This window comes from Bacillus sp. FSL K6-3459 (assembly GCF_038003305.1).
Taxonomy (GTDB): domain Bacteria; phylum Bacillota; class Bacilli; order Bacillales; family Bacillaceae; genus Bacillus; species Bacillus pumilus_O.
Genome location: NZ_JBBOOW010000001.1, coordinates 2,080,657 through 2,104,034, shown reverse-complemented (window position 1 = coordinate 2,104,034; position 23,378 = coordinate 2,080,657). Strand labels below are relative to the sequence as shown.

Genomic DNA, 23,378 nt, shown 5'->3' with positions numbered 1-23,378 from the left:
TGGCCAACATGCTATGGTATCCTCCTTCAATAAGAGCGATAGCGTATTTTGACATTCAAAATACGCTTTTTCTTTTAGGACAGTGATGCACAAAACTCGATATTGTGATATGATAAGAGAACAAACATTCGCATTTGTAGGTGTCACCACATTGCCAGTACAAATCAAAAAAGCGTGATCATGCTGAAAGAAAGCAGGAGATAATTTGAAACCTTTAACAAAAGAAGAAAAAAATCAAATGATGATTGCCATTCAGCGTTACTTTGCCGAAGAACGAGAAGAAGAAATTGGTGAATTAGCAGCCATCAATATACTAGAATTTATCACAAAAAACCTTGGAAGCTATTATTATAATCAAGGGGTTCGTGACAGCCGGGACATCGCTGTTCAGAGATCGCAATTGTTAGAGGAAGATTTATTCGCACTTGAAAAAAGATGATCATCAATGATGTACGTCTTGCTACTGATAAAGAGGAAAGAGACCCCCTTAACAAAGAACGCATATTCGTATCATATGTAATGATGAAAAGGTGGAACCAAAGGTCCATCTCAATCGTTATATAAGTAACCATTAATGGAAATCAGCTTTTTGGTTTTATTTCATCAAAAGAAGGAATAAAACATACAAATAGGCGAAGTGCAGATGATGGAGGTTCTAAATATGGGGAAAATTAAATTAAAAATGGCCATCTTATTTGTTTTACTGCTTTGTTTAGGCGCAGGTTATTTATACATGAATGGCATGAAAATTGAAGACGTGCCAACAGCCATCGGTGAAAGCTTAACAAATAATGATAAAGATTATACCATCTATGAATATACCATTACGAAAATTGATGGAGATGAATATTACGGTCAAGCAAAAAACGGCACGAAAATCATTTTTAATGGAAAGAAATTTGAAGATGATGTGGCTGACTTGAAGAAAGGTGATCGTATTAAAGCCTACTTTAGTAATGAAAAAAGAATAGATGGTCTTATAAAAGTAGTAAAAGTCGTTAATTAACAAGTCTCCTTTCCTATAAGGAGGCTTTTTTTGTGAGAAATCTTGATTGTTGCATTTGACAACGAGGATCGCTATAATAGCCCCTAAGGACAGCTAAATATCGATTGTATCCTTCGGGGCAGGGTGAAAATCCCGACCGACGGTAATAAAGCAAATGCTTTACAGCCCGTGACCCGTTAATTTATTAACGGTTGATTCAGTGAAAAGCTGAAGCCGACAGTGAAAGTCTGGATGGGAGAAGGATAAAGAAAGCTATGAACGAAAAATATTTGTTGATCATAGTTTTATTTCTGATGCAAAAAAGCCAAAGCCCCGGAATTTTTTCCGGGGCTTTCTGTATGTACATGTAGTGAATAAACTGGCATACAGTGTTTATTAGGTGATCCCTCATCTACCTTGTATGGACCATAAAAAGCGACGAAGGTGTTCAATCGATCACATGTCCCTAACATCGCTTTTTTATAAAGTGAGAAATACAAATGAAAAGAAAGGGAGGATCACATGTTTACGGGGATAATTGAAGAAGTAGGCACCGTTCAATCATTAAGTAAAAAGTCAGCAGATGCCATGGAAATTGTCATTCAGTGTAGCCATGTGCTAGAAGATGTTCACCTTGGAGACAGTATTGCGATTAATGGTGTATGTCTTACTGTCACAAGCTTTACAAAAGCACAGTTCGCAGCAGATGTGATGCCAGAGACGGTCAAAGCGACATCACTAGATCAGCTGACATCAGGAAGTCCAGTGAATTTAGAGCGAGCCATGTCCTCGAATGGACGATTCGGCGGTCATTTTGTCTCAGGCCATGTTGACGGGACAGCAGTCATTACCCGAATAGAAAAGAAAAGTAATGCCATTTACTATGATTTAGAGATGGACAAGACCCTCACAGATATGCTCACACAAAAGGGTTCGATCGCAATAGATGGTGTCAGCTTAACCATTTTCGATTTGCAAGATTCACACGTCACAGTCTCTATTATTCCCCATACGCTCGAAGGAACTATTTTCCCGACTAAATCTATGGGAGAGATTGTGAATATAGAGTGTGACATGATCGGTAAATATATTTATCGCTTCTTAACAAAAGAACAAAGCGAAAAGCAACCATCCCGATTGACCCCATCATTTTTAAAAGAGCACGGATTCTAGGAGGCGATTGTATGTATCATTCAGTAGAAGAAGCAGTAAAAGCTCTAAAAGAAGGAGAAATCATTATCGTAGTGGATGATGAAGATAGAGAAAACGAAGGAGATTTTGTGGCACTTGCTGAGCATGCCACGCCTGAAGTGATTAACTTTATGGCTTTACATGGAAGAGGTCTCATTTGTACGCCGGTCCATGCGTCGATTGCCAAACACCTAAACCTGCATCCAATGGTAGAACAAAATACAGATGCACACCATACAGCTTTTACAGTGAGCATCGATCATGTGACAACGACGACTGGTATTAGTGCTTTTGAGCGCTCTATGACCATGCTTGCCATGTTAAATAAAGACGCAACACCAGAAGAATTTGCCCGCCCAGGTCATGTATTTCCGCTCATTGCAAAAGAAGGCGGCGTACTAGAAAGACCGGGTCATACAGAGGCAGCGGTAGATCTTGCGAAACTGGCAGGTTCACAGCCGGCGGGTGTCATATGTGAAATTATGAATGTAGATGGCTCAATGGCGCGTGTTCCAGAATTAAAAGATATCCAAAAACAGCACGGACTAAAGATGCTGACAATAGAAGCATTGCAGACCTATTTACATCATAAAGAAACAGCAACGATCGAAACAAAATAAAAATCACAAAAAAGGATGATCAACATATGAATACAATACAAGGGCATGTAGTAGCAGAAGGACTAAAATTTGCAATTGTCGTCGCGAGATTTAATGACTTTATTACAAGTAAATTGCTTGATGGAGCAGAAGATACATTGCTCAGACACGGAGCAAACGGTGACGATATTGATGTCGTGTGGGTACCGGGAGCTTTTGAAATTCCGTATATGGCAAAAAAACTAGCTGAAACAGAGAAATATGATGCTGTCATTACACTTGGAACTGTAATTAGGGGCGCAACAACTCACTACGATTATGTTTGTAATGAAGCTGCTAAAGGAATTGCTCAAAGTGCTATGTCAACAGGGGTACCGATTATCTTCGGTGTACTCACAACAGAATCCATTGAACAAGCTATTGAAAGAGCCGGCACAAAAGCTGGAAATAAAGGTAGCGAATCGGCTGCAGCTGCCATTGAAATGGCGAATCTCAATCGAACCTTTCGTTAATTTAGTGAAAAAGAGTTTAAAAACGATATAAAAATGTTTATAATGTGTGATGAGCAAATGATTCGTGAGACATTTGCTGGACATAAGGATAATTTGAATATTGAGGGGTATATATGTTAATTCGTTATAAGAGGTCTTTTGAAAAAATTGCCATGGGGCTACTCTCCTTCATGCCGGGTGAGAAAGACGTCAAACAGCTTCAGCAGACGATGAAGTCTTATGAAATGGATGAAAGTCGGCAGCTGTTCCTTTGGAAAGATGGTGAGGATATCGTAGGTGCCATTGGTGTGTTGAAAACAGACGACCAAGTACAAATCGAGCATATTAGTGTGAATCCATCCCATCGAGATCAAGGAATCGGCAAGGAAATGGTTTTAGCCGTGGAAGAGGTATTCAAAACCAAAACACTCATTCCAAATGAATTAACGCAAGGCTTCTTTCATAAGTGTCACAGCGAAACAAACTAAATATCACACATGTAAAAGCAGAGGCTACAGTCCTCTGCTTTTTTTACGTTCGATTTGCCTTTTTCGTTCAAGCAATACATCTGTCCGGTCACGCAGTCTATGTTTTTCAATCAAAAATGTGTGGGATAAGTTACTCTCCTGGCCAAAGGTCAGTCCTTCTTTTTGAGCTATTTCTTGGCAGAGAGACAGGAGTGCTTCATCTTTAATCGGGAGCATCACACTTTCGTATGGCATGTCTTCAGCCATTTTCTTCTTTAGCATTCTCAGAAGTTTGAGAAACGCCTCATCATCCAGGCCGAGATTCGATAATACGGACCGGTTTGCTTCTAGTAAGTGAAGGCTATTTGACATGAGCCGTTTTGCACCTTTTCCATTTCCCCGTCTTTGATGATACAGAGCAACGGCAAGCTGAATGAAGCCAACCCAATATTCTTTGCGCTGCTCAGGCGGGTCTTCTTTCCAATATTCCTCAAGAATTTCATGACACTCAAAATAATCTCTTGTCGTATGAAATTCATGTAAAAAAGCCACGTACGCTTCAGGATACACAGTGGTCATCTCCTTTTCCACTCTCAGTCTAACATATTGAAAAGAAAAGAAGAAAGAGCGCCCTTCGTGAAAGGACGCTCTGTTTCTTTAATAAACCCAAGCCGCGCCAACGATGATCAGCAAGATGAAAAGCACGACAATAAGCGCGAAACCTCCGCCAAAGTTATAGCCATCTCCCATAATGATACGGCCTCCTTTTTCATCAGTTCTGTTTACAATGGTATTCTATGTATAAATGCCCTGAGTGGTATGGGCGAAACCACTGTTTTTCTTATTTTGCCTAAGACATCATGGTCGAAATTATATTGGACGAGAGCTTTATCCTGTCTTATACTAAAGGTTAGCCGGTGAAACGGTACTTAGAAGACAGTAGAAATGGTGAGAAAAAATGCTGGAATATCAGGTGAAAATAGATTCGTTTGAAGGTCCATTGGACTTACTTTTACATTTAATTAACCGGTTGGAAATTGATATTTATGATATTCCCGTTGCTAAAATTACGGAGCAGTATTTATTATATGTCCATACCATGAGGGAGCTTGAACTTGATGTGGCAAGTGAATATTTGGTGATGGCTGCAACCCTCCTGAGTATTAAAAGCAGAATGCTCCTTCCAAAACAAGAGGAAGAGCTATTTGATGAAGATCTGCTTGAAGAGGAAGAGGACCCTCGAGAAGAACTGATTGGCAAACTGATTGAATACCGAAAGTATAAAGATGCCGCACAAGAACTAAAGGAACGCGAGGAAGAAAGGCAAAATGCCTTTACAAAACCTCCGAGTGATTTAAGCGAATTTGCAAAAGAATCGGAAGCGAAGGACACAAACTTACATGTCACGGTGTATGATATGTTAGGTGCGTTCCAAAAGGTATTGAACCGAAAAAAAATAACGAAACCAGCACCATCTAGGATTACAAGACAAGAAATCCCGATTGAAGACAAAATGAATGAGATTATGAACCATTTAAGAAAAACGAAAAAGCGGACCAATTTCATGACTCTATTTCAACATGATCAAAAGGAGCACCTTGTCGTGACGTTTCTTGCTGTTCTTGAATTGATGAAAAGTCATCAAATCATGTTAGAGCAGGAAGGAAACTTTGAAGACATTTATATAATAGGGAGTGAAACGATTCATGACGCTTGATATCGTGAATTGGAAAGCCATCATAGAAGCGCTGCTTTATGCAGCAGGTGACGAAGGCTTAACAAAAAAACAGCTTATGTCTGTTCTTGAAGTAGAAGAGGTAGCGTTACTTGACATGATGTCTGCCGTAAAGGAAGAATATCAAAAACAAGAACGAGGAATTGAGCTCATCGAATATGCAGATTCTTATATGCTGCTGACGAAAAAGGAATACAGCATTTATTTAAAAAAATTAGTCGAGACCCCATCCAAAGGTTTGTCTCAGGCAGCGCTTGAAGTACTCGCAATCGTTTCTTATAAACAGCCGATCACACGGAGTGAGGTTGAAGAAATTAGAGGAGTCAAATCAGAGCGAGTGCTTCATAGTTTAGTAGCCAAAGCGCTACTCTGTGAAGTTGGACGTGCCGATGGCCCTGGGCGAGCAATTCTTTATGGGACAACACCTACATTTTTAGAGCAGTTTGGCTTAAAGGCATTGGATGAATTACCGCCGCTTCCAGAGAATGTGGAAGCAGATGGTGTACAAGAAGAGGCTGATCTATTTTTTGAAAACTTCAATCAAACATTTGAAGAGATAAAATAGTTCAAAAGAATGAAAAATGTATGATAAAATATAAAGAAGATTTTAGGTCTAACATCTATTGATGTCAGATAAAATGGTCATAAAGCCATGAGGGGAAGGTAAACACAAAACAAATGGCACATATGAATGTAAAGGCTCAAGTTGATCAAGCAGGCGTCTTTTTATCAAAGGTTGCAACTGAAATGAATGGTTTTCTGAACGAAGCTACCTTATCAAGTATGAAACGATTAAACCCTGAAGCGGAAGCCTATTATTGTGACATATTGAATACATTACGGAAGCTTGCAGTGTACAGCGAGGATGCAGCGGCAGTTTGCAGGAAAATCAGCCAGCAGCAGACATTCCCGCAGCAAGCCGCACAGCAGACGCTTCACCGTATTTATCATCAATGTATTGAAGAGTTTTTCACGCCGAAAAAGGATACATGGTATGAGGACAGCCGTTCCGCGTATACAGGAAAGAGCAGCATTGTTTTCCACCATGAAGTATCCGCTGAGATCAAACGATTATTTTCTTCATTAGAAAAAGATTTTTTAGTGATGAGAGAAGAGCTAGAATATACGACATCTCATCAGCAAATGAAAATGGTATAGCAAGAGGAAAAAGCGTCTCTGCGTAGAGAGACGCTTCAAATTGTTGACAAAGGGCTAAAATGATCTAAATTTTAGCCCTTTGTCTTTTAGCGTGATAGAAAACCTTTGTAGTCTAGGAAGGACGAGTACTGGCGCGGAGCGAATTTGACATTCGTGAGCACCGGAGCGCAGATCTGACAACGAATGCGAGGGTTTGTCTACACGCTGAAGCGTCTCTACATAGAGAGACGCTTTTTTTTATGGACGAGGCATCATAACTTTTTCAGCCGCGCATACACTTGTACAAAACGGACAAGGACGTGAATGAACATGCCCTATTTAAAAATTGGAACAGCAGTCCTTCTTCTATTTACACTCTTACTGCCTTTTTCCTCACATGCCAAAGCAGATATGTCATTATCGGTGAGTGCAAGAAGCGCCATTTTAATAGATGGACAGTCAGGCAGAGTCCTATTTGGAAAGGACGAGCATGAAAAAAGAAGAATCGCCAGTATTACGAAAATTATGACGGCGGTATTAGCTATTGAATCAGGGAAAATGAAAGACACCGTCAAAGTATCAAAGCGCGCGATTCAAGCAGAGGGCTCATCGATTTATTTAAAAGAAGGGCAGAAGGTGAGCTTAGAAGACTTGACATACGGGCTTATGCTGCGTTCTGGAAATGATGCAGCTGTTGCCATTGCAGAGCATGTGGGCGGTAGCTTAGAAGGATTTATTTTTATGATGAATCAAAAAGCGTCTGAACTAGGAATGGAGAATACGAATTTTCAAAATCCGCATGGACTCGATGATCATAAGAACCATTATTCATCAGCCTATGACATGGCCATCTTAACAAAATACGCAATGGAGCATAAACAATATCAAAAAATTGCGGGCACGACTTTCTATAAAGCAAAAACGATGGAAGGCTATTGGAAAAATAAAAACAAGCTCCTCACTGGTTTATATCAATATACTACTGGGGGGAAAACAGGATATACAAAACTTGCAAAACGCACACTTGTTTCTACTGCTGCAAAAGGGGATGCAGCGCTGATTGCTGTGACCATTAATGCGCCAGATGATTGGAAGGATCATATCTCTATGTTTGAATATGCGTTTGATCACTATAAAACGTACGTACTTGCTGAAAAAGGAAGACTCGCTTCATTAAAAGGAACCTTTTACGAAAAAAAGGCATTTATCAAACGTGATGTGGACTATTTTTTAAATGAAGATGAGAAAAAGCTAGTAGAAATTGAAACCGAAATGCTTACTCCTCAAAAGAAGTGGGCAAAAAACGCCGAAGCCATCCCAGATGTTGTAGGGAAAATGACGTTTTTATTAGATGGTCAGGTGATCGAGCAAGTACCGATTTTTTATGAAAATAAACGAAATCGAATGCCTCAAAAAAGCTTCCAAGAAATGTTTAAGTCTGTCTTTCAGACATCGATAGGCGGATCTTCATGGTCAATCTAATTTGGGTATTCCTCACTGTCATCGGTCTTGTGTATGCGATGTTCAACGGAACGATGGAGGAAGTAAACGAAGCTGTATTTAAAGGATCAAAGGAAGCAGTGACCATTTCAATTGGTCTGATTAGTGTCCTTGTTTTTTGGCTTGGGCTGATGAAGATTGCAGAAGAGGCAGGTTTGTTAAATTTCTTTAGTAAATTGTGCCGTCCCTTTATTTCAAAGCTATTTCCGGATATTCCGCCTAATCATCCTGCGATGGGATATATTTTGTCCAATCTGATGGCGAATTTCTTTGGTCTCGGGAATGCCGCTACACCGCTTGGAATTAAGGCAATGGAGCAGATGAAAGCATTAAACGGCGGGAAAAATGAAGCAAGCCGGTCCATGATTACATTTTTAGCGGTCAACACATCCTCTATCACACTCGTGCCAACAACTGTCATTGCAATTAGAATGACCTATGGTGCAGATCAGCCAACAGACATTGTGGGCCCAACCATTTTGGCGACACTCATTTCAGGCATTGGTGCCATTCTCATTGATCGCTATTTCCACTATCGCAGAAGCAGGCGGGGGTGATCTCGTGTCATTTATTAACTGGCTGTCACTTGCTTTGATCCCACTGATCATCGCAGGCATTTTAATTGCGGGAACCATTAAGAAGGTACCGACCTATGAAACATTTGTCGAGGGCGGGAAAGAGGGTATTCAAATTGCCTTTTCAATCATTCCTTATTTAGTCGGCATGCTCGTGGCCATTACGATATTCCGCGCGTCTGGTGCACTTGACTTTGTCATGGGACTGTTAAAACCCGTGTTTACAGCAATCGGCTTCCCAGCAGAAGTAGTGCCGCTTGCGTTTATTCGTCCGATATCTGGCACAGCTGCACTCGGGATGACATCAGACCTCATTGCGACATATGGACCAGATTCTTTTATCGGACAACTCGCAGCTGTCATGCAAGGATCAACTGATACCACGCTCTACATTTTAACGGTTTATTTTGGGGCAGTCGGTATTAAAAAAATGGGAGATGCGCTGAAAGTAGGTCTATTAGCGGACCTCATTGGCATCATTGCATCTGTTATCATCGTCAGTTTGTTATTTAGCGGCGCCTAAAGAGGCGCTTTTTTGTCTTTCAATGGATGGAAAATGGCTTTTTAGCTGAAATTAAACAGACGAATCGCTTATTTTTCCACGAATGCTTGTTTGTTTTAAGTCAAGCAAGTAAGATAGTACATGAGGTGAAAGACAAAATGGAACGTTTACAGAAAGTAATTGCACATGCCGGCGTGGCTTCAAGGCGAAAGGCAGAAGAATTAATTAAAGAAGGACGAGTTACCGTTAATGGTCAAACAGTGACTGAGCTCGGAGTAAAAGTGGGCTCTTCAGATAAAATTGAAGTCAACGGATTAAAGCTTGAAAGAGAAGAACCGGTTTACTTTATGCTTTATAAACCGCGCGGGGTCATTTCAGCTGCCGAGGATGATAAAGGACGTAAGGTTGTCACAGATTTCTTTGATGACGTCCCGAAGAGACTTTACCCAATCGGCCGGTTAGATTATGATACGAGCGGTTTGATTTTAATTACAAATGACGGGGAGTTTGCCCATAAGCTCATGCATCCGAAATACGAAATTGATAAAACATATGCAGCGAAGCTAAAAGGAATCCCATCAAAGGAATTGATTAGAAAGTTAGAAAAAGGGATTATGCTAGATCATAAAAAAACTGCACCTGCCCGTGCCAAAATGCTTTCGATTGATAAACGAAAGCAAACGTGTATTGTCCAATTAACCATTCATGAAGGCAGAAACAGACAAGTGCGACGCATGTTTGAAGCGATCGGTCATGATGTGTTAAAGCTAAAAAGAGAGCAATATGCGTTCCTTCATATTGAAGGCATGAGACCAGGAGACCGCAGAGAATTGTCTCCACATGAAGTGAAGCGTCTGAGAGCGATTGCGGATCACGGAAAAAGCGCTTTTTAATTTTCACATAAACTTCAAAAAATGAAGAAGCATCAAAAGAAGGAGAATGCTATAATTTACCTGAATGTCTATGGGGAAGGGGTACTTCAGATGAAAAAAAGACGGTTTTTCATACGGACGGGCATTCTCCTCGTGATGCTTGCTGCACTATGTTATACCATGTATAACTCAGTTTTTGCCAAACAGGATCGGGTCAAAGAAGGATCTATTGCGCCAAACTTTGTCCTTCAATCTGTGGATGGGGATCGGGTTGAATTAAAGGACTTAAAAGGCAAAGGTGTCTTTCTTAATTTTTGGGGGACCTGGTGTGGTCCATGTAAACAAGAATTCCCTTACATGGCAAATCAATATGAAGTGTTCAAGGATCGCGGTGTGGAAATTGTTGCAGTGAATGTTGGGGAATCCAATATTGCCGTGAAGAATTTTATGGAGTCCTATGGCGTTAATTTTCCTGTTGCCATGGACAAAGATCGTCAAGTGACAGAGGCATATGATATTACGCCGCTGCCAACCACATTTTTAATTAATCCTGAAGGCAAGGTAATCAAAGTCATAAAGGGAACCATGACAGAACGTAATGTCTATGAATATATGAATTTGATTAAACCAAAGGGGTCATAGAATGAAAGAGGTAAAATGCGAGTGTGGACATATTAATCCAATCGGTACTGTTTTATGTGAGTCGTGCGGGAATCCTATTGCAGCTAAAGAGAAAAACTCTTCAAAGCTGCTTGATATGAGATATGACGGCAGTGCGAGACGCTCGCAAACATACAACAAAACGATTGTTGATAAAGTATGGAACTTTTTTTCTTCCGTTAAGGTGGGTGTGTGGCTGATTGTCATTACACTACTTGCTTCCTCATTAGGAACGATTTTTCCGCAGGAGCGATTTATTCCACCAGGTGCATCTGCTTCCACCTATTATGAAGAACAATATGGATCGTTTGGTAAGCTGTACTACACACTTGGATTCCATGATCTTTATAATTCTTGGTGGTTTTTAGCTTTAGTCGCATCCATCGGAATCTCCCTTGTCATTTGCAGTCTCGACCGGGTTATCCCTCTTTATCGAGCACTTAAAAACCAAGGGGTTATCAAAAAAGAAGGCTTTATGAGAAGACAGCGTCTGTTCAGTGAGACAGACAAAACGTTAGATCAGCATACATATGAAGGCATCATGAAAGCAATGAAACAAAAGCGTTACCGGGTACGAGAAGAAAACGGACATATTTTAGCGGAAAAAGGCCGCTTCTCACGCTGGGGCCCATACGTCAATCACATTGGATTAATCATCTTTCTCATTGGATCAATGCTCCGCTTTGTCCCAGGCATGTATGTGGATGAAACGCTGTGGGTTAGAGAGGGTGAAACTGCCCCAATTCCAGGCACAGATGGTCAATATTTTTTGAGAAATAATGCGTTTTCGATTGACCGCTATGAAACTGGAAATGAAAAAGAAGTGTTTGAGAATGCGATTGAAAGAGCTGGCGACGGTCAAGTAGTGAAAAGTTATAAAACCGATGCCACTTTATACAAGCGTGAAGGGGAAGTTGTGTTTGGTGAAAAGCCCAAACTGAAGCAGGTAACAGAACACGATATCAAAGTGAACGAACCGCTCAAGTTTGATCATTTCTCATTATATCAAGTGGATTTTAAACAAAACGAACTCGATCAAATGGTCTTTCAGCTGATTCGTAAAGATACAGAAAAATCTTTCGGAACAGTGAAGATTAATCTGCTGGAGCCTAAGTCAGAATATGATCTTGGTAGCGGTTACAAAGTTAAAGTGATGAGCTATCTCCCTGATTTTTATTTTGACGATGATGGAACGCCGAGTACGAAGACAAGGAATCCGAATAATCCTGCTTTCGTGTTTGAAATGGTTTCTCCTGAAAAGCCTAAAGGTGAAAAAAGCTTTGTGGCGATTCAAGAGACAGTAGAGGGCTCGGATAATAACTTATATAAAATGAAGTTTGATCGAGTGGAAACGAAAAACGTCACGGGATTGACGGTGAGAAAAGATTTAACTCTTGGGGTGCTCATCGTAGGCGGGATCATCTTCATGATTGGTGTCGTACAGGGGATGTATTGGCAGCATAGAAGAATTTGGCTGTCTGCAAGGGATGGAAAAGTATTCGTGGCAGGACATACAAACAAAAACTGGTTTGGCTTAAAGTCTGATCTTGGCGTGATCATAAGTGACAGTGGCATTAAACAGCCAGTTGATCAAAAAGAACTGCCTGATACAACAAGTATCAGCAAAAGCAAGGGGGAAGGATTAGATGGCAGCAGTCAGTGAAAACCTGTTATTTGCAGCTTTTCTATTGTATTTAGCGGCAGTTCCTTTTTTTGGTGGTGCCATTAAAGGAAAAAAGAAAGTTGATGGACCGCGTAGGAATAAGGCGGCACTTATCGGCATTACGCTTACCATCATTGGTTTTTTAAGTCAATTTGGCTACTTTATTTCAAGGTGGATGGCGTCTGGTCATGCACCAGTCAGTAATTTATTTGAATTCACAACGGCTTTTGGCATGATGCTTGTGCTTGCATTCATCATTTTATATTTTGTGTATCAAGTGTCTGTACTTGGGTTATTTACACTTCCAATCGCTTTATTGATTATTGCCTATGCAAGTATGTTCCCATCTGATATATCACCGCTAATTCCTTCATTACAAAGTAATTGGCTTTATATTCATGTGACAACAGCAGCACTAGGGCAAGCTATTTTAGCGATCAGCTTTGTGGCAGGCGTCATTTTCTTATTAAAGCATGTCGATCAAACTAAGCCAGGGAAGAAGACATTTGGTTTAGAGCTCGTCATGTTTATGATTGTTGTGACACTGGCATTTATCGCTGTCACGTCAATCTTTAGAATGACAGGATACGAAGCAAAATTTAATTGGGTGGATAAAAATAAAGAGGAAAGTGAGATGGTCTATGAGCTGCCAGCTCTAGTAGGGCCTCATAAAGGGGAGCTTGTGACGCAAGATCGTTTGGAACCGTTTGTTGATTTGCCGCCTGTTTTTTCAGGAAGAAAGGTCAATACGGTGTTATGGTCATTCGGCACTGGGCTGATCTTGTATGGACTGATTCGCTTGATCATTCGCAAACGACTGAGTGCTCTGCTTCAACCGCTCGTGAAACAGGTAAACCTAGATTTAGTCGATGAAATTGGATACAGAGCTGTTTCCATTGGTTTCCCTGTATTTGCATTAGGTGGGCTCATTTTTGCAATGATCTGGGCGCAAATTGCATGGACTCGGTTCTGGGGCTGGGACCCGAAGGAAGTATGGGCATTAATTACGTTTCTCTTTTATGCAGCATACCTTCATCTTCGCTTATCAAGGGGCTGGCATGGCGAAAAGTCCGCTTGGTTAGCTGTCATTGGATTCGCCATCATTATGTTTAATCTCATCTTTGTCAATCTTGTGATTGCAGGGCTTCATTCATACGCGTAATCACATGAAAAAGGCCAACTTTTTATGAATCGATTCGGCTTTTTGTTAAAATGAATGTAACAACGGAGAAAGCAGGAGGATTGTCTAATGGAACACACAACTCAAACGAAAATATTAGTCGTAGATGATGAGGCAAGAATTCGCCGCCTTTTAAAAATGTATTTAGAGCGTGAAAATTATGAAATCGATGAAGCTGAAAATGGAGATGAGGCCATTCAAAAAGGACTCCAATCAGATTATGACCTCATTTTGCTCGATTTAATGATGCCTGGCACAGATGGGATCGAAGTGTGTAATCAAATTCGAGACAAAAAAGCGACTCCAATCATTATGCTGACGGCAAAAGGAGAAGAAGCCAACCGCGTGCAAGGGTTTGAGGCAGGAACGGATGACTACATCGTGAAGCCTTTTAGCCCGCGTGAAGTTGTTTTACGTGTGAAGGCATTGCTCAGAAGATCTTCTCAAACGTCTTATCTCAATACTGGGACAACAACAAAAGATGTACTTGTGTTTTCTCATCTTTCAATTGACCACGATGCGCATAGAGTAACAGCTGATGGCAAAGAAGTCAGTCTCACGCCGAAGGAATATGAGCTTTTATATTTCCTTGCGAAAACACCGGATAAGGTTTATGACAGAGAGAAGCTGTTAAAAGAAGTATGGCAGTATGAATTCTTTGGAGATTTGAGAACAGTCGATACCCACGTCAAACGACTTCGAGAAAAGCTGAATAAAGTGTCACCAGAAGCTGCGAAAAAAATCGTGACAGTATGGGGTGTCGGGTACAAATTTGAGGTCGGCGCTGAATGAAACTGTGGAAAAGTGTCGTTGGAAAGCTATGGTTAACCATTCTCTTTCTCGTCCTAATCGTTTTATCTATTTTAACCGTGCTTCTTTTAGAGTTTATTGAAAATTACCATGTAGAAGAAGCAAAGTCAGATTTAACGCAGATGGCAAATAAAGTGGCAGTCATTTTAGAAAGCCATGACGATCAATCGCTCGCAAGGTCGATCACATCAGAACTTGCTGACAAATTGACGAGTATTGCAATTATCCAAGAGGACGGGCTAGAGTGGTATTCGTCTGAAAAAGACGGGAAGCTTCCTGCGATTACAAAGAAACAAATTGAAGCAGACGTTGATTTGAATCAAGCACTAAAAGATCGTAAAAAAATCAGTAAACGTGCAGAACCAAATGCAGGCAACCATAAAGATGAACGAATTGTCGTCGGTGTTCCATTCGAGGCCAACGGTAAAAAAGGCATGGTCTTTCTTTCTCAATCATTACTCGCAGTAGAACAAACAACAAAACATACGACGCGTTATATCTTCCTAGCAGCCGGAATTGCAATAGTTCTGACCACTATTTTCGCTTTCTTCTTATCAACACGTGTCACCTATCCTCTTAGAAAGATGAAAGAGGGAGCACAGGATCTGGCGAAAGGGAAATTTGATACAAAGATTCCGATATTAACGCAAGACGAAATTGGAGAACTGGCCATCGCCTTTAATCAAATGGGCAAGCAACTTACATTTCATATCACAGCCCTAAATCAAGAAAAAGAACATTTATCCAACATCTTAAGCAGTATGGCAGATGGGGTCATCACCATCAATATTGATGGAACGATCCTCATGACGAATCCTCCTGCAGAGCGATTCTTGCAGGCATGGTATTACGAGCAAAATATGAAGATCAAAGATGGAGATGAACTACCTCCAGAAGCTCGAGAACTGTTTCATACAGCCGTCAGCACGGAAAAAGAGCAAATGATCGAAGTCACACTGCAAGGGCGCACTTGGGTTCTTCTCATGTCTCCGCTTTATAATCAGCAGGACGTTAGAGGAGCAGTTGCGGTCCTTCGTGATATGACAGAGGAACGAAGACTTGATAAGCTGAGAAAAGACTTCATTGCCAATGTCAGTCATGAACTTCGTACTCCAATTGCTATGCTTCAAGGGTATAGTGAGGCGATTGTAGATGATATCGCAGGCTCAGAAGAGGAAAAGAAAGAGATTGCGCAAATTATTTACGACGAATCGCTTCGAATGGGACGTCTTGTAAATGATCTTCTAGACCTAGCGAGAATGGAAGCTGGCCATATTACACTGAATCTTGAATCAACGGATACAGAAGAGCTGACCGAGAAGATTTACCGCAAGTTTCTTGGTATAGCAAAAGAAAAGCAAGTTGATCTCACATATGATATTCAAGTGGATGAACCGCACTTTGTGCTTGATCCGGATAAGATGGAGCAGGTGTTTACGAATCTCATTGATAACGCCATTCGTCATACACCAGAGGGCGGAGAGGTTCACTTCTCGGTTCAATCGGTGGAAAGCGGTTTGAAAATGGATGTGAAAGATTCAGGAAGCGGAATCCCAGAAGAGGATCTGCCATTTATTTTCGAACGTTTCTATAAAGCGGATAAGGCAAGAACAAGAGGGCGTTCTGGAACTGGACTTGGTCTTGCAATTGTGAAGAACATCGTAGAAGCACATCAAGGCTCCATTCATGCACATAGCAAAGCAGGTACTGGTACACACTTTACCTTTTATATTCCGAGAAAAAAGCAGGAACTCGTCTAATCCTGACGAAGAATCTTGTTACATGAGAAACACTTCTTTTCGAAAGAAAAAGAAGTGTTTTTTTATTTTCATATTTTTAAGGAGAAGTTAAACAAAAAGCCCTTTCCAAATTGTCGAACTTGTAATATATTTGTCATAAAGTTGTAATGTAACGTTTTGTAAGAGTCACTCGACAAAAATAAGTGAACGGAGGGGTTTCCTATGCATGAAACCTTTCAAAAAATATATGATTCGTACCATCAAGATTTGTACCAGTTTTTATTTTATATGGTTAAAGATAAAAATCAGGCAGAGGATCTCGTTCAGGAGGTTTACATTCGGGTACTTCACTCATATAAAACTTTTGAAGGAAGAAGCAGCGAGAAAACATGGCTGTTTTCAATTGCGAGGCATGTGGCAATTGATTGGTTTCGCAAACAGCAAACCATTAGGCAACGGGTACTCGGCACGTTTGATTGGGATAAGCAGGATGTAAAGGACCCAGACTTACTCCCAGACGAACTAGCTGTACAGGATGAAAATGTAAAAGAAATCTATGCCGCACTTGATCAGTGCACGATTGATCAACGAGCTGTCATCATTTTAAGATTTATTCAAGGCTACTCAATCATGGAGACGGCAAAGGCGCTAAAGTTCTCGGAAAGCAAAGTCAAAACAACGCAGCACCGAGGCCTGAAAGTGCTCCGAAAACATATGGAGCTTTTGAAGGAGGAGCTAGTGAATGAAAACGAACAGGTCCGATTGGAGCGAAGAACGAATCAAGGTGTTACTAAGTGAGCTTCCAAAGGTGGAGGACAACCGTTCATCTAAGCAAATATACCAGCAGATGCTGATGACAAGCAGGCAGAAAAAGAAAAGTGCCAAATGGATCGGTCCAGCGGTCGCAACCGTTGTGGTTTTATTTATGGCGTTTTTAATTTCTCCTCATTTATTTCAGCAGGTTGCTCAAGATCACCATCAGCAAATGAAAATGGATTCAAGTGCTGACAAAAGCCAGGTGAACGCCACATTAGAAGCGGTCAAACAGACTGATGGACCCTCACACGTCGTTTCTCGTAATCAGCAGCAAAAGTATATGACCATTGCATACATAGATGAATCGACCTCTCAAGTGGTTCCAATTAGCATTGAAAAAGAGGATGAGTATGATCATTTGCAGAATATGATGAACACATATGAACAGGTGCGACTGCCTGAAATGACAAAACCTCTTCAATCTTATATAGATATGGTGGATCTTCGCGAAAAGGGAGATACACTTATTTTTCAATTAAAAAGTGATTTGTCCCTAGATACGTTAAAAGAAGCCAACCGGTTTAAAGATATGGTAAAAGAAACGCTAAAATGGAGCAAATATAAGCAGGTGCAGGTCAAGACAGCCAAAGGTTCTCATCTTCAACTAGGAGCAAATGGGAGTGTTGGAACGATATCGATTGAAAAACAAACAAAGCACGCTTATTATGTTTTAGAGAATAAGAGCGGGACTTTTTTGGTGCCTTCAAAAACGCACTATTCATCGTATGAAGATGCGGTAGAAGCGATGAAGCGTACAAGTGATGCAGGACTTGATCCATTAATTAAAGATGAACCGATTAAAGAAGTGACATCTAAAGGAAAACAGGTGACCATTACGTTTGGAGCATCAGCGCAATTATCGGACTCAAATGATCATATTTTACTCATTGAAGGTCTGCTGCTCTCAGCGAAAGATTTTGGTTTTACAGAGGTTACCATTCAACAGGCGGGAACAGATCAAGTTGGTCCATATGAATTAGAAGAACCGATAGAGGTGCCGGCTCTGCCGAATCCAGTTGTCATAAAAGACCGTTAAAGGACGCGAGAAATTGCGTTCTTTTTTGATGTATAGAAAATAGCTTCCTTGCTGTATACTAAGCTGTCATAAAAAGAACCTCAAAGAAGGGGAGTCACTGATGAAAAGGTATTGCTTCATATGTGCCAGCTGTTTTTTGATGATCTTTTCGCCTGTTGCTCATGCAAAAGAAACAAGCGAATGGGTGGAGCCGATAAAAGGAGAAGTCACAGATTTGTTTGGGACAAGAGGCGGCTCGCACATGGGATTAGATATAGCTGCACCAGAAGGAGAATCCATCTTTGCTGCAAGTGAAGGTAAGATCTCGCGTTCGTATGTATCTGCTACATATGGCGAGGTTGTGTTTATCCAGCATCCAAATGGATATGAAACCGTCTATGCCCATTTACACGAGCGTTTTGTTAAAAAGGGTGACCATGTAGAAGCAGGACAGCCGATCGGCATTATTGGTAACACAGGGGCGTCTAGAGGCACTCATTTGCATTTTGAGGTGCACAGGGGTCATTGGTCAGTCAGCAAAGAGGATGCGGTAGATCCACTCACAATCATTGCAATGGATCGCTTCCAAGAGCCGGCTCTACATGTAAACGGACAAGAGAACAATACATACCTCATTAAACAAGGAGATACCCTTTGGTCAATTGCAAAGGCGCATGAGATGTCTGTGGAGCAATTGAAACAGATCAATGAGCTGACCACTCATCTCATCAGAACGGGAGATCGTTTAATGATTTCAAAAAAATAAACCTCATGCATTTGCATGAGGTTTATTTTGATTTTTTATAGGTCGATCAGACGGACAGAAAGTATATCGTGCACTTCGGTTAATTCTTTGACAATTTTGTCCTCAAGATGCTTGTCGAAAGAAAGCATCATGATGGCTTCGCCGCCTTTTTCTTTACGTCCTACTTGCATTGTCGCAATGTTGACATCATGGTCGCCTAAAATTTGTCCAACCTTTCCAATCACACCAGGTGCATCGGTATGCTGGATGTAGACAAGGTGTCCGTCAGGATAAAAATCAATATTAAATCCATTAATGGAAACAACGCGTTCTCCTAAATGCGGGATATAAGTTGCTTTAAGAGTAAAGGTTGAAAGGTCGCCTTTGACTTCAATAGAAATGCTGTTTTCGTAACCAGATTCGCTGGAAGAAATCTTTTCACTAAAGCTAATGCCGCGTTCTTTTGCCACCATTCCAGCATTGACTTCATTTACAGTCGAATCAACACGCTCTTTTAAAAAGCCTGACAGAAGACTTTTGGTAATAAAGGATGTTTCGAGTTTTGAAATAGAGCCTTCGTAAGAGATGCCTACTTCTTTTACTGGTTCTCTCATTGATTGAGAGACAAGACGTCCGAGTTTTCCTGCAAACTGATGATAAGGCTGAATTTTTTTGAACTCGTCTTTTGTCATCGCTGGTAGGTTAATAGATGACATCACAGGGAGTCCTTTTGCAAATTGAAGTACTTCTTCAGATACTTGCGCCGCTACATTTAATTGTGCTTCCTTCGTTGATGCGCCAAGATGCGGAGTTGCAATGACGAGCGGATGGTCTACAAGCGGATTATCAGTAGGAGGTTCTACTTCAAATACATCGAGTGCAGCTCCTGCAACATGACCGCTTTCAAGCGCTTCAAGAAGGTCACGCTCATCAATGATACCACCGCGTGCACAGTTCACTAGGCGAACGCCTTTTTTTGTTTTTGCAATAGTTTCTTTATTGAGAAGTCCTCTTGTTTCTTTTGTTAACGGGGTATGTACAGTGATAATATCTGATACTTCAAGTACTTCATCAAGTGATTTGGCGTTGACACCGATTTTTTCTGCACGTTCCTTTGTCAGAAAAGGATCAAATACGTTGACTGTCATACCGAATGCTCTTGCGCGTTGGGCGATTTCGCTGCCGATTCTACCAAGTCCAACAATCCCAAGAGATTTTCCATAAAGCTCAGCCCCAACATATGCACCTCTGTTCCATTCTTTTGATTTCACAGAAATGTTGGCTTGTGGAATATGACGCATAAGCGAAGAGATCATCGCAAATGTATGCTCAGCTGTGGAGATCGTATTACCGTTTGGTGCATTGATCACAATGACGCCATGCTTGGTTGCTTCATCAATATCAATATTGTCTACTCCCACACCAGCACGGCCGACAATTTTTAATGAAGTCATTTTTTCATAAAGCTCTTTGGTCACTTTCGTCGCACTTCTGACAAGTAAGGCATCAAATGTGTGTAATTCATCTTCTGCTTCTGTTACATTTTTTTGGACAATTTCTACAAAATCAGATTCTAAAAGTGGTAAAAGACCATCATTGCTCATCTTATCTGAGACTAATACTCGAAACATCGTAAGATTTCCTCCTAAAATAAACGTCATAAATATCTGATAATTTACCATATTCCTTTTCACTGTGTCAATCAAATTAAAGCAGTAAAGCGAAAAAGAAAACACGAACATTTCTTGGTGTCTTTATAAAGAATGGACACCTTTAAACAAAAGATAACCAATTTTTTCGCATTTGTCATTATAATTTTTAAGTTTTTTACGATTTCTTAAAACTGATGAAATTGCTCAGGATTTTTATCTGTACAAATGCTCATATATCATATATAATGATGTCGAATTGAATAATGATCAATCTTCGGGGCAGGGTGCAATTCCCTACCGGCGGTGATGAGCGTAGTCTCTAAGCCCGCGAGCCTTTTTTGGCAGGATTCGGTGTGATTCCGAAGCCGACAGTATAGTCTGGATGGGAGAAGATGGAGGTTCGTAAACGTTGAAAACTGGATTTTTCACACGTTTATTTGTCTAGCCTAAATTCCCCGCTCCTGTTTTCATGAGCGGTTTTTTTGTGGCTGAAATTGAACAATCCTCTTTTCGTTAGATTTGATCGAAAAGGAGAGAGAATATTGAATCAAAGTAAAGTAAAACGTTTAGTTGTCACCAGTATGCTTAGCAGTATTTCATTTGTGTTAATTTTATTGGATTTCCCTTTCCCAGGGCTTCCAGCGTATTTGAAAATTGATTTCAGCGATATCCCAGCGATTATTGCGATTTTAATTTATGGGCCAGGTGCAGGAATTGCCGTTGAGGCATTAAAAAATGTTCTGCATTATCTCATTCAAGGCAGTATGTCCGGCGTTCCAGTTGGGCAAGTCGCGAACTTCATTGCAGGCACACTATTCATCTTACCAGTCGCCTTTATGTTCAAAAAAATTAAATCAGCAAAAGGAATGGCTTGGTCAATGATCATGGGTACATTACTTATGACTGTGATGATGAGCATTTTAAATTACTTTTTATTCCTGCCAGCTTACACATGGTTTTTAAACGCACCGGAACTATCAGATCATGCGCTCAAGACCACCATTACAGCAGGGATTTTACCTTTTAACTTTATTAAAGGAATCATCATTACCATCGTATTTAGCTTCATTTTTGTGAAAATGCGTCCATGGTTTGAAAATAAACGCCAACTTCAAAATAGTTAATATAAAAAAAGCCCCATTAAGGGGCTTCAGCTTGTAGACAAAGTCTACAAGCTTTTTTGTATAATAAGGGTAATAACAATAATCTGTGGGGGATAAACATGTTATCGAAACGTGAAGAAGAAAGAAGAAATCAATTAGAAGTAGTGGCTTTAGATGAATTAGTGCCTGAAGATCATCTTGTGCGGAAAATTGAACAAGCAATCGATTTCGACTTCATTTATGATCTTGTCAAAGATCATTATAGTTCTGATAATGGTAGACCAAGTGTTGATCCTGTTGTTCTCATTAAGATGGTCTTAATCCAATATCTATTTGGTATTCGCTCTATGCGTCAAACCATTAAAGAAATTGAAACCAACGTGGCTTATCGTTGGTTTATTGGATATGGGTTTTCGGAGAAAATTCCGCACTTTTCTACCTTCGGTAAAAACTACGTGAGACGCTTCCACGATACAGATTTATTTGAAGAAATTTTTTACCGAATCTTAAGAGAAGCGATGAAAAAAGGGTTCGTTGACCCGTCTATTGCCTTTATTGATTCCACTCATGTCAAAGCGAATGCCAATAAGAAAAAACTTGAAAAGAAAATCGTTCGGGTAGAGACGAGAAGTTATCAAAATCAGCTTCATGAGGAGATCAATGTTGATCGTGAGGAACATGGAAAAAAGCCGTTACCCCTACAGAATAAAGAGAAGAAAAAAGAAATGAAAGTCAGTACAACTGACCCAGAGAGTGGCTATTATGTAAAGGATGAACGTGAAAAGTCATTTGCTTATTCATTTCATACAGCTTGTGATTCAAAAGGATTTATTTTAGGCTCGCTGGTCACAGGCGGAAATGTTCATGATAGTCGTATGTTGGATTCACTCGTATCAAAGGTGACAGAGAAAGTCGGAAAACCAAATGTAGTCGCAGTAGATGCGGGATATAAAACACCTTACATCGCTAAGTTCTTAATGGATCAAGAGATAAGACCTGTCATGCCATACACTCGTCCAAGAACAAAAGCTGGTTATTTGAAAAAGAATGAATACGTATACGATGCATATTTTGATTGTTACATTTGCCCCAACGGGCAAATTCTCTCTTATCGTACAACGACTAGAGAAGGTTATAAGCAATATGCGTCCGATTCAGAAGTATGTAAGTCCTGCTCGTTTTTAGATAACTGTACCCAAAGTCAAAACCACACCAAACAAATTCATCGGCATATTTGGCAGGATTACCTAGATGAAGCAGAAAATCTGAGACTTACTGAAATAAATAAGAGCATCTACGCAAAACGGAAAGAAACGATTGAACGCGTTTTTGCGGATGCAAAAGAAAAGCATGGTATGCGTTGGACGAAACTTCGTGGACTAAAAAAAGTTTCAATGCAAGCGATGCTTACTTTCGCTGCCATGAACCTTAAAAAGCTAGCAAACTGGACATGGAAAGTACCATGTCCAGCGTAAAACACATGATGTTTTTTCAAAAAAAGTGAAAACCCCACTTTTACTTGAAGTAAAGGTGGGGTTTGTCTACGGTCTGAAGCCCCTGCATAAGGGGCTTTTATACTATTCATGCTTAAGTGGGTCACCCTCGAAAGATTCATCCGCAACTTTGATTGAGTCAGTTGGACATCCTTCAAATGCATCAAGCATATCTTCTTCAAGTACTTCTGGAACTTCTACAGTCCCTTGGTTGTCGTCAAGCGTAACAAATGCAATGCCTTCATCATCATAATCATAAATGTCTGGAGCAGCTGCACCGCATGCGCCGCAAGCAATACATGTGTCTTTGTCTACAATTGTATATTTTGCCATGTTAAAAAAATACCTCCCAAATAGTTCGATGGAACACATGGTTTAACCTGTTTAGTTTCACCGATAAAAAACAATTTCCTCAAACCTTATTGTAATGATTTTAAATTCACATTTC

26 protein-coding genes, 1 pseudogene and 2 riboswitches are annotated in these 23,378 nt (G+C 40.4%); of the genes and pseudogenes, 23 read left to right on the top strand and 4 right to left on the bottom strand.

Annotation, left to right across the window (positions count from 1 at the left end; all coding sequences use genetic code 11):
* Nucleotides 1–205 precede the first annotated feature (205 nt).
* The 6 genes and pseudogenes from MHI35_RS10540 (at nucleotide 206) to MHI35_RS10515 (ending at nucleotide 3,754) form a co-directional block, all read left to right on the top strand.
* Nucleotides 206–439: a DUF2164 family protein gene (locus tag MHI35_RS10540; protein ID WP_144486435.1), complete on the top strand. Its 234-nt coding sequence runs from the start codon at nucleotides 206–208 to the stop codon at nucleotides 437–439.
* Nucleotides 440–661: 222 nt separating this feature from the next.
* Nucleotides 662–1,006 (top strand): hypothetical protein, encoded by a 345-nt coding sequence (locus MHI35_RS10535; RefSeq protein ID WP_034623431.1) that lies wholly within the window; start codon nucleotides 662–664, stop codon nucleotides 1,004–1,006.
* Between the two features lie 105 nt (nucleotides 1,007–1,111).
* Nucleotides 1,112–1,253: riboswitch (FMN riboswitch) on the top strand.
* A 254-nt stretch (nucleotides 1,254–1,507) separates the two neighbouring features.
* A complete protein-coding gene (ribE, locus tag MHI35_RS10530; protein WP_144521156.1) occupies nucleotides 1,508–2,158 on the top strand; it encodes a riboflavin synthase in 651 nt (216 codons plus the stop codon).
* Nucleotides 2,159–2,169: 11 nt separating this feature from the next.
* A pseudogene (ribB, locus tag MHI35_RS10525) lies at nucleotides 2,170–2,775 on the top strand (3,4-dihydroxy-2-butanone-4-phosphate synthase); the annotation flags it as partial.
* 47 nt (nucleotides 2,776–2,822) lie between these two features.
* The gene (gene ribH / locus MHI35_RS10520) at nucleotides 2,823–3,287 is read left to right on the top strand and encodes a 6,7-dimethyl-8-ribityllumazine synthase (RefSeq protein ID WP_012010433.1); all 465 of its coding nucleotides are present in this window, start codon (nucleotides 2,823–2,825) and stop codon (nucleotides 3,285–3,287) included.
* A 113-nt stretch (nucleotides 3,288–3,400) separates the two neighbouring features.
* Nucleotides 3,401–3,754, top strand: a complete 354-nt coding sequence (locus MHI35_RS10515; protein ID WP_088000942.1) for a GNAT family N-acetyltransferase — start codon at nucleotides 3,401–3,403, stop codon at nucleotides 3,752–3,754.
* A 24-nt stretch (nucleotides 3,755–3,778) separates the two neighbouring features.
* On the opposite strand, the gene MHI35_RS10510 is transcribed toward MHI35_RS10515, so the two are convergent.
* Together MHI35_RS10510 and MHI35_RS10505 are read right to left on the bottom strand one after the other, a co-directional pair.
* The gene (locus MHI35_RS10510) at nucleotides 3,779–4,303 is read right to left on the bottom strand and encodes a DUF309 domain-containing protein (protein WP_144521160.1); all 525 of its coding nucleotides are present in this window, start codon (nucleotides 4,301–4,303) and stop codon (nucleotides 3,779–3,781) included.
* A gap of 87 nt (nucleotides 4,304–4,390) precedes the next feature.
* Entirely contained in the window at nucleotides 4,391–4,483 is a 93-nt protein-coding gene (locus MHI35_RS10505; RefSeq protein WP_012010430.1) for a YjcZ family sporulation protein, read from the bottom strand.
* 208 nt (nucleotides 4,484–4,691) lie between these two features.
* Here MHI35_RS10505 and MHI35_RS10500 point away from each other — a divergent pair, with 208 nt between their 5' ends.
* The 15 genes from MHI35_RS10500 to MHI35_RS10430 all read left to right on the top strand — a co-directional run bounded on the left by MHI35_RS10500 (nucleotide 4,692) and on the right by MHI35_RS10430 (nucleotide 18,703).
* Nucleotides 4,692–5,450, top strand: a complete 759-nt coding sequence (locus MHI35_RS10500) for a segregation/condensation protein A (RefSeq protein WP_012010429.1) — start codon at nucleotides 4,692–4,694, stop codon at nucleotides 5,448–5,450.
* The gene (gene scpB, locus MHI35_RS10495; RefSeq protein WP_012010428.1) at nucleotides 5,440–6,033 is read left to right on the top strand and encodes an SMC-Scp complex subunit ScpB; all 594 of its coding nucleotides are present in this window, start codon (nucleotides 5,440–5,442) and stop codon (nucleotides 6,031–6,033) included. Before MHI35_RS10500 ends, scpB begins: the two co-directional genes overlap by 11 nt.
* A 113-nt stretch (nucleotides 6,034–6,146) precedes the next feature.
* Nucleotides 6,147–6,626 carry a YpuI family protein gene (locus MHI35_RS10490; RefSeq protein ID WP_119125063.1) on the top strand — a complete coding sequence of 160 codons (480 nt, stop codon included), beginning with the start codon at nucleotides 6,147–6,149 and terminating at the stop codon, nucleotides 6,624–6,626.
* A 309-nt stretch (nucleotides 6,627–6,935) separates the two neighbouring features.
* On the top strand, nucleotides 6,936–8,087 hold the full coding sequence (locus MHI35_RS10485) for a D-alanyl-D-alanine carboxypeptidase family protein (protein ID WP_335349779.1): 1,152 nt from the start codon (nucleotides 6,936–6,938) through the stop codon (nucleotides 8,085–8,087).
* Nucleotides 8,075–8,662, top strand: a complete 588-nt coding sequence (locus tag MHI35_RS10480; RefSeq protein ID WP_012010425.1) for a nucleoside recognition domain-containing protein — start codon at nucleotides 8,075–8,077, stop codon at nucleotides 8,660–8,662. The genes MHI35_RS10485 and MHI35_RS10480 overlap by 13 nt, the downstream gene beginning before the upstream one ends.
* Before the next feature lie 4 nt (nucleotides 8,663–8,666).
* Complete coding sequence (locus tag MHI35_RS10475) at nucleotides 8,667–9,203, top strand: spore maturation protein (RefSeq protein ID WP_003216139.1); 537 nt, start codon at nucleotides 8,667–8,669, stop codon at nucleotides 9,201–9,203.
* A gap of 137 nt (nucleotides 9,204–9,340) precedes the next feature.
* Complete coding sequence (rluB, locus tag MHI35_RS10470) at nucleotides 9,341–10,075, top strand: 23S rRNA pseudouridine(2605) synthase RluB (protein ID WP_144521166.1); 735 nt, start codon at nucleotides 9,341–9,343, stop codon at nucleotides 10,073–10,075.
* A 90-nt stretch (nucleotides 10,076–10,165) separates the two neighbouring features.
* Nucleotides 10,166–10,696 carry a thiol-disulfide oxidoreductase ResA gene (gene resA, locus MHI35_RS10465; RefSeq protein WP_144521168.1) on the top strand — a complete coding sequence of 177 codons (531 nt, stop codon included), beginning with the start codon at nucleotides 10,166–10,168 and terminating at the stop codon, nucleotides 10,694–10,696.
* Between the two features lies 1 nt (nucleotide 10,697).
* On the top strand, nucleotides 10,698–12,377 hold the full coding sequence (gene resB / locus MHI35_RS10460; protein WP_335349780.1) for a cytochrome c biogenesis protein ResB: 1,680 nt from the start codon (nucleotides 10,698–10,700) through the stop codon (nucleotides 12,375–12,377).
* Complete coding sequence (gene ccsB / locus MHI35_RS10455) at nucleotides 12,361–13,539, top strand: c-type cytochrome biogenesis protein CcsB (RefSeq protein ID WP_211064229.1); 1,179 nt, start codon at nucleotides 12,361–12,363, stop codon at nucleotides 13,537–13,539. The genes resB and ccsB overlap by 17 nt, the downstream gene beginning before the upstream one ends.
* Before the next feature lie 87 nt (nucleotides 13,540–13,626).
* On the top strand, nucleotides 13,627–14,349 hold the full coding sequence (locus tag MHI35_RS10450) for a response regulator transcription factor (RefSeq protein ID WP_012010420.1): 723 nt from the start codon (nucleotides 13,627–13,629) through the stop codon (nucleotides 14,347–14,349).
* A complete protein-coding gene (locus tag MHI35_RS10445; protein ID WP_211064230.1) occupies nucleotides 14,346–16,127 on the top strand; it encodes an ATP-binding protein in 1,782 nt (593 codons plus the stop codon). The genes MHI35_RS10450 and MHI35_RS10445 overlap by 4 nt, the downstream gene beginning before the upstream one ends.
* Before the next feature lie 201 nt (nucleotides 16,128–16,328).
* Nucleotides 16,329–16,904, top strand: coding sequence for an RNA polymerase sigma factor SigX (gene sigX, locus MHI35_RS10440; protein ID WP_144521174.1), 576 nt, complete (start codon nucleotides 16,329–16,331; stop codon nucleotides 16,902–16,904).
* Nucleotides 16,849–17,958, top strand: coding sequence for a sigma X negative regulator (locus tag MHI35_RS10435; RefSeq protein ID WP_144521176.1), 1,110 nt, complete (start codon nucleotides 16,849–16,851; stop codon nucleotides 17,956–17,958). Before sigX ends, MHI35_RS10435 begins: the two co-directional genes overlap by 56 nt.
* A 100-nt stretch (nucleotides 17,959–18,058) precedes the next feature.
* Nucleotides 18,059–18,703 (top strand): M23 family metallopeptidase, encoded by a 645-nt coding sequence (locus MHI35_RS10430; RefSeq protein WP_144521178.1) that lies wholly within the window; start codon nucleotides 18,059–18,061, stop codon nucleotides 18,701–18,703.
* Between the two features lie 35 nt (nucleotides 18,704–18,738).
* Here MHI35_RS10430 and serA read toward each other — a convergent pair whose 3' ends face one another.
* Nucleotides 18,739–20,313: a phosphoglycerate dehydrogenase gene (serA, locus tag MHI35_RS10425; RefSeq protein ID WP_144521180.1), complete on the bottom strand. Its 1,575-nt coding sequence runs from the start codon at nucleotides 20,311–20,313 to the stop codon at nucleotides 18,739–18,741.
* A 287-nt stretch (nucleotides 20,314–20,600) separates the two neighbouring features.
* Nucleotides 20,601–20,732, top strand: a riboswitch (FMN riboswitch).
* A 144-nt stretch (nucleotides 20,733–20,876) separates the two neighbouring features.
* On the opposite strand from serA, the gene MHI35_RS10420 reads away from it, so the two are divergent.
* On the top strand, nucleotides 20,877–21,458 hold the full coding sequence (locus MHI35_RS10420; protein WP_335349781.1) for an ECF transporter S component: 582 nt from the start codon (nucleotides 20,877–20,879) through the stop codon (nucleotides 21,456–21,458).
* A gap of 98 nt (nucleotides 21,459–21,556) precedes the next feature.
* Nucleotides 21,557–22,912, top strand: a complete 1,356-nt coding sequence (locus tag MHI35_RS10415) for an IS1182-like element ISBpu1 family transposase (protein ID WP_340992056.1) — start codon at nucleotides 21,557–21,559, stop codon at nucleotides 22,910–22,912.
* Nucleotides 22,913–23,014: 102 nt separating this feature from the next.
* On the opposite strand, the gene MHI35_RS10410 is transcribed toward MHI35_RS10415, so the two are convergent.
* Nucleotides 23,015–23,263: a ferredoxin gene (locus MHI35_RS10410; RefSeq protein WP_003215700.1), complete on the bottom strand. Its 249-nt coding sequence runs from the start codon at nucleotides 23,261–23,263 to the stop codon at nucleotides 23,015–23,017.
* Nucleotides 23,264–23,378 lie beyond the last annotated feature (115 nt).